4 protein-coding genes are annotated in these 4,239 nt (G+C 67.8%); 1 reads left to right on the forward strand and 3 read right to left on the reverse strand.

Translation table 11 applies throughout. The features are described 5' to 3' along the window. Together AC1VAN_RS13415 and AC1VAN_RS13420 are read right to left on the reverse strand one after the other, a co-directional pair. On the reverse strand, positions 1–492 hold a 492-nt coding region (locus tag AC1VAN_RS13415), incomplete at its 3' end, for a Clp protease N-terminal domain-containing protein (RefSeq protein WP_480985975.1). A 180-nt stretch (positions 493–672) separates the two neighbouring features. Continuing rightward, positions 673–1,488: a DUF3014 domain-containing protein gene (locus AC1VAN_RS13420; protein WP_442252333.1), complete on the reverse strand. Its 816-nt coding sequence runs from the start codon at positions 1,486–1,488 to the stop codon at positions 673–675. A gap of 149 nt (positions 1,489–1,637) precedes the next feature. Between AC1VAN_RS13420 and AC1VAN_RS13425 the strand changes: the two genes are divergently transcribed. Next, complete coding sequence (locus AC1VAN_RS13425; protein ID WP_480985976.1) at positions 1,638–2,348, forward strand: glutathione S-transferase; 711 nt, start codon at positions 1,638–1,640, stop codon at positions 2,346–2,348. A gap of 59 nt (positions 2,349–2,407) precedes the next feature. Here AC1VAN_RS13425 and AC1VAN_RS13430 read toward each other — a convergent pair whose 3' ends face one another. Then, positions 2,408–4,015 (reverse strand): SulP family inorganic anion transporter, encoded by a 1,608-nt coding sequence (locus AC1VAN_RS13430; RefSeq protein WP_478013543.1) that lies wholly within the window; start codon positions 4,013–4,015, stop codon positions 2,408–2,410. Positions 4,016–4,239: the final 224 nt, after the last annotated feature.

The raw sequence follows: 4,239 nt of genomic DNA on the forward strand, positions 1-4,239 counted from the left end.
GTATTTCTCCAGCGCCTGCCGCTGCTCTTCGGCGTTCTCCGACTGCACGTTCTCGCCACCACGCAGTTTGTCGATGGCGGTCTGCAGGCGCGCCTTGTCGGCACCGGCAGCGCGCATCGCCATGCCCAGCGTGCCGCCGTCTTCCAGCGCGGCCAGCACGAACCACTCGCTGGCGATGAAGGCATCACCGTTCTGCTGGGCCAGCTTGTCGGTGTGGTTGAGCAGGCGGTTGAGGTCGTTGCCGATCGACAGGTTGCCGGCCTGGCCGGACACTTTCGGGAGCGCTTCAAGCGCCTCGTCCAGGCGTTCGCGCAGCACCGGCACGTTGACGCCGGCCTGGGCCAGCAGCGGCCGGGTGCTGCCCCCCTGCTGGTCAAGCAGGGCACTGAACACGTGCACCGGTTCGATGATGCTGTTGTCGCGGCCTACCGCCAGCGATTGCGCGTCTGCCAGCGCCTGCTGGAAACGCGAGGTGAGCTTGTCCATCCGCATTGCGAAACCTCATCGGTCATCTTGGCCGGCCCACGCCGGCGATGCTGGAAAGATGCGGTTGCCCCACCCCGTTTCAAGGGTGGCTGCGACTGCATTCGAAGGCCAGTCAGCCTGTGGCCAGCATGCCGGAAGCGGTGTTGTCGGCGCGTTGATCCGGATCAGATCTGCACGCTGGAGTCCTCAATGGGTGATCGCGGCCCGGATCGCCCGCAGCTGCTGCTTGACCGCCCGCGCCTGCGCCACGTCCATGCGCAGCAAGGCCTTCTGCCCGATCGAGCGCGACTGCAGGGTGGCATCGGCGAAGCGGTAGCGGCCGCGTTCATCGCGCTGCAGCGGTGGCGCCTGGGCCAGCTCCGGGGTGTCCAGCAGGTGGTCGATCACCGTTACCAGGCGATCATTGAAATACCCGTCGGGACGGCCCAGATCGACATACGCCTGCTGGATCAATGGATAGAAGCGCTTGTACGCGTGGGCCGCCGCCGCCGGGTCGAGCGCAGTGAAGGCCTGCACATAGGGCGCATAGCGCGCTGCATTGGCCGCGGCGATGCGTTCGCCGCCCTCGCCCGGCTCCACCTGCAGGCTGCCCGGTAGCGGCCGGAAGGCCAGCGCGGTAGGCGGCACACTGGCCTTGTCCAGGTTGTCGACCTGGGTGACCAGGCGCTGGATCAGGTGATCGCGCAGCAGCGCAGTCAACGCGCCCTCGCCCTTGAACAGTCCGCTCAATGTGCTCCAGGCGGCGGCATCGCTGTCGGCCAGTGACGGCAGTGCCGGGTCGGCGGCGGCCTCGGAATCCAGCGGATGCTTGATCGGAGAGGGCGCGGGTTCGTGCGTAGCAGCGGGCTTCGGTGTGGCGACTGCCGAGGTCGGCGCGGATTGCTCCGGCACCGCTACGCCATCTGCCAGGTGCTGCAACTGGTCGCGGAACAACCACGTGCCCGCGCCGCCCACCACCACCACGCCCAGAACCCAGGGCCAAACCACTTTTCCACTCTGCATGATGCAGAACCTCGCCTTTCAGCTGCATGGACAAGGTGTGACTGCCCTGATTCGGCAGGGTTCCCCAGCCATTCCGCTGCCGTTGTGGTTCACGCCTGCTTTGCGCGGTACGCGCGACCCTGCTGTTCCTGTTGGGTGGAGAAGCCTTCATGCAGTACGCGTTGTACTACTGGACCGGCATCCAGGGCCGTGGCGAATTCGTGCGGCTGGCGCTGGAAGATGCCGGCGCCGATTACGTGGACATGGCGCGKGTGCACGGCGACGCCGTGATGCAGCCGTTCCTCGATGGCCACAGCGAAGGTGCGCAACCTTTCGCGCCACCGTTCCTGAAGGCGGGGCGACAGGTCATCGCACAGGTCGCGGCCATTCTCGATTTCCTCGGCCCGACGCYGGATCTGGTTCCGCAGGCCGCCTCGCGGCGCATGCAGGCGCTGCAGTTGCAGCTGACCATCGCCGATCTGGTGGCCGAAGTGCACGACACCCACCATCCGATCGCCGCGTCGAAGTACTACGAAGACCAGAAGACCGAGGCCAGGGCGCGCGCGGCAGCGATGCGCGATGAGCGCCTGCCGAAATTCCTTGGCTACTTCGAGCAGGTGCTGAAGGCCAATGGCGGTCGCCACCCGCTGCGCGAACACTCCTACGTGGACCTGTCGCTGTTCCAGTTGCTGAGCGGGCTGGACTACATGTTCCCACGCCGCATGCGGGCGCTGTGGCCGACGTTGCCACTGCTGCGCGCGCTGAAGGATCGGGTGGAACAACGGCCCGGCATCRCCGCCTATCTCGCTTCGGAGCGGCGGCTTGCCTTCAACACCAACGGCATCTTCCGGCATTACCCGGAACTTGATGGCGAGAAGTAGCGCCGGGCCATGCCCGGCGGCAGCGCAACCCAACGCCGGGCATGGCCCGGCGCTACCGGTCAATGGGCGTTTTCAGTCAGCGGCTTCACCGCCTGCTTCTGCAGCGACAGCAGCCCCAGCAGGATGGCCAGCGCCACATAGGCGCCGGCGAACTGCCAGCTGATGACGCGGGCCAGGCCCTGCAGATCCCACGGCAGGTAGATGCCGCCGCGCGGATCCACCGAATGGATCAGGCCGAACAGGGTGAGCACCGCCGCCACCAGCAGGAAGCCGCAGGCGCGGCGCAGACGGCCATCGACCATCGCTGCGACGGTGGCGATCCACAGCATCGAGGTGATGATGAAGCCGTTGCCCAGCGCGAAGATCACCGCCAGCTCCGGCAGGCCGTGGCCATCGACGTGGGTCAGCAGCGCGCCCATCTGCTCGGCCGGAATCCAGCCCGGCGCCTTGATCGCCAGCAGGTAGGCCGCCGACGGCAGGAAGCCCAGCACCATCGCACCGGCATGCTGGCGCGGGGTGGCCTGGAACGCCTGGGTGGTGATGTCGATCGACACGTACACGATGATCGGCGCCAGCACCGCCAGCGGCAGCCACTGCACCAGCCCGGAAATGATGCCGAGCATGCCGCCGATGCCGACGAACAGGCCGGTCAGCAGCGTGTAGCCGCTGCGCGCACCCATGTGCTTGTAGGCCGGCTGGCCGATGTACGGGGTGGTCTGCGCAACGCCACCGCAGACGCCGGCGACCAGCGTGGCCACTGCCTCCACCAGCAGGATGTCGCGGGTGCGGTAGTCATCGCCGGCCGCGCGCGCGCTTTCGGATACGTTGATGCCACCGACCACCATCAGCAGGCCGAACGGCAACAGCAGCGGCAGGTAGGTCATCGCGGTCGGCAGGCCCTCGATGAAGCCCAGCGTCGGCAGCGGCAGCACCACCTGCGGCGGCACCCAGGCGGGAATCTGGAAGCCGGGCACACCCAGGCCGGCCAGGCCGAGCCCGTAATACAGCACGGTGCCGAACACGAAGGCCAGCAGCACACCGGGGCCGCGCAGCGGCAGCTTGCCCTTGGCGATCAGCACGTACAGCAGCAGGCCCAGCGTGGTGAAGCCCACCAGCGGCGAGCGCAGGGTCTCCAGCAAGGGCAGCAGGCCCATCAGCACCAGTGCGATGCCCGCGATGGAACCCAGCAGCGCAGCGCGCGGCAGCGCGCGGGTCACCGCTTCACCGAAGAAGGACAGGATCAGCTTGAGCACGCCCATGATGACCAGCGAGGCCATGCCCAGCTGCCAGGTGGCGATGGCGGCGGCATGCGGGTCCAGGCCCTGATGCTTGAAGGCCAGGAAGGCCGGGCCCAGCACCAGCAGCGCCATGCCGATGCTGGTCGGCGCATCCAGGCCCAGCGGCATGGCGGTGACGTCGTCGCGCCCGGTACGCGCGGCCAGGCGCCGTGCCATCAGGGTGTACAGCAGGTTGCCGACCAGCACGCCCAGGGCAGTGCCGGGGAACATGCGGCCGAAGACCACGTCGGCGGGGAACTGGAACATCCCGACCAGGGCCATGGCGATGAAGCCGAGGATGGAGAGGTTGTCGACGACCAGGCCGAAGAAGCCATTGAAGTCGCCAGCGACGAACCAGCGGCGCGGCGCGGTGGAAGCGGGAGCGGACATGGAAGGGGCGGTGGGGGTGGGGACCGCCGATGGTAGGCCCAGCGGGGCCGGCGCGCCAATTCCCGAGTGGAATGATGGGTTCCAGCCAACGGCGGAGCCCCTCGTGGTTGGTCGCTGAAAGCAGCCTATCGGCGTGGGTCGTGCGGGGTGGGCTGCGCAGGACACGCCGTAAACCCGTCCATGGGGACTCGATGGCGCCATCCATGGCGCCAACGGTCCTGCGC

The organism is Stenotrophomonas sp. 05L44_2, assembly GCF_056665995.1.

Excerpts from the sequence above, each read along its gene's own strand:
- AC1VAN_RS13420 (WP_442252333.1), bottom strand. The coding sequence starts at position 1,488 with ATGCAGAGTGGAAAAGTGGTTTGGCCCTGGGTTCTGGGCGTGGTGGTG.
- AC1VAN_RS13430 (WP_478013543.1), bottom strand. The coding sequence starts at position 4,015 with ATGTCCGCTCCCGCTTCCACCGCGCCGCGCCGCTGGTTCGTCGCTGGC.